This window comes from Streptomyces sparsus (genome assembly GCF_054776295.1).
The window spans coordinates 1-1314 of the sequence record NZ_BAAHCA010001167.1; the positions used below are offsets into that span (position 1 = coordinate 1).

A 1314-nucleotide genomic window follows, 5' to 3' on the forward strand; every position below is an offset into this window, starting at 1 on the left:
CCGCGCCCGGCCGACCCCGCGCTCCGACGGGGGCACGCCCCGACCGGTGGGGCGCCCCGCCGGCCCGGCCGGCCTGACGACTGTCGAGAGAGACGGACCCGACCCCCGACACAGGAGACACCATGGTTCTGAGCAAAAGACGACTCCTACTGCCCCTTATAGCGGTACTGGCCACTCTGCTCGGCGGGCTCGGCCTGGCCCTGGTCGGCCAGAAGAGCGCGCAGGCGCACGGAGTGACGATGACGCCCGGGTCGCGGACCTACCTCTGCTACCTGGACGCCAAGACCAGTACGGGCGCGCTCGACCCGACGAACGCGGCGTGCAAGGCGGCGCTCGCGGAGAGCGGCGCGAACGCGCTCTACAACTGGTTCGCCGTACTCGACTCCAACGCGGGCGGCCGCGGCGAGGGTTACGTACCGGACGGCAAGCTGTGCAGCGCCGGCGACCGCTCGCCGTACAACTTCACCGGTTACAACGCGGCCCGCGCCGACTGGCCCCGGACGCACCTCACCTCCGGGTCGACGATCAGGATCAAGCACAGCAACTGGGCGGCGCACCCCGGCGATTTCCGGGTGTACGTGTCCAAGCCCGGCTACTCGCCCACGCAGCCGCTGGGCTGGGACGACCTGGAGCTCGTCCAGACCGTCACCGACCCGCCGCAGTCCGGTTCGGTGGGCAGCGAGTCCGGCCACTACTTCTGGGACCTCCAGCTGCCCTCGGGCCGCTCCGGTGACGCGATGATGTTCATCCAGTGGGTGCGGTCGGACAGCCAGGAGAACTTCTTCTCCTGCTCCGACATCGTCTTCGACGGCGGCAACGGCGAGGTGAGCGGCATTCGCGACCCGGGCGGCCCGACCCCGACTCCCACCCCGACTCCCACCCCGACGCCCACTCCCACACCGACCGATCCCCACACCGGGTGCATGGCCCTCTACAAGGTGACCAACTCCTGGAACGGTGGCTTCCAGGGATCCGTCGAGGTGATGAACCACAACACCACCGCCCGTGACGGCTGGGCCGTGCGCTGGCAGCCGGGCGCGGGCACCAAGCTGAACCAGGCCTGGAACGGGACCCTCAGCACCGGTTCCGACGGCACGGTCACGGTCAGGAACGTCGACCACAACCGCACCATCCCACCGGACGGGACCGTGACGTTCGGCTTCACCGCCACCTCGACCGGGAACGACATGCCGGTCGGCTCGATCAGCTGCGTCAACCCGTAGCACCGGCCGCGACGGCGCCGGCCCTCGCATCCGCGGGGACCGGCGTGGTCGTGCGCGGGCAGCCGCGGGCACCCGCCGGGGGCGACGAGCC

1 protein-coding gene is annotated in these 1314 nt (G+C 70.9%); it reads left to right on the forward strand.

Annotated features, from left to right (window positions below; genetic code table 11):
* Nucleotides 1–122: 122 nt before the first annotated feature.
* On the forward strand, nt 123–1223 hold the full coding sequence (locus ACYVE9_RS27180; RefSeq protein ID WP_461030543.1) for a lytic polysaccharide monooxygenase auxiliary activity family 9 protein: 1101 nt from the start codon (nt 123–125) through the stop codon (nt 1221–1223).
* Nucleotides 1224–1314: the final 91 nt, after the last annotated feature.